This is a genomic window from Pseudonocardia sp. D17 (assembly GCF_036984265.1).
Lineage (GTDB): Bacteria > Actinomycetota > Actinomycetes > Mycobacteriales > Pseudonocardiaceae > Pseudonocardia > Pseudonocardia benzenivorans.
On the sequence record NZ_BPRG01000146.1, the window covers coordinates 1 to 277 of the forward strand.

Below are 277 nucleotides of genomic sequence, written 5' to 3' on the forward strand. Positions count from 1 at the left end.
AAGGCGTTCAGCCGCGGGAACGCGACGTCGGGGGCACCGATCTGCAGCGGCACGATGTAGTTGGCGAAGCCGAACAGGATCGGCGTCGCGTACAGCAGCAGCATGATCGTGCCGTGCATCGTGAACAGCTGGTTGTACTGCTCTGGCGAGAGGAACTGCATGCCCGGCCGGGCCAGCTCGGCGCGCATCAGCAGCGCCATCGCACCGCCGGCCAGGAAGAAGCCGAACGACGTGACCAGGTACAGGATCGCGATGTCCTTGGGGTCCGTCGTCCGCA

1 protein-coding gene is annotated in these 277 nt (G+C 65.7%); it reads right to left on the bottom strand.

Annotated features, from left to right (window positions below):
- Positions 1–277 (bottom strand): cbb3-type cytochrome c oxidase subunit I (locus PSD17_RS23065; protein ID WP_339124486.1); only part of this gene is annotated, 277 nt, incomplete at both ends.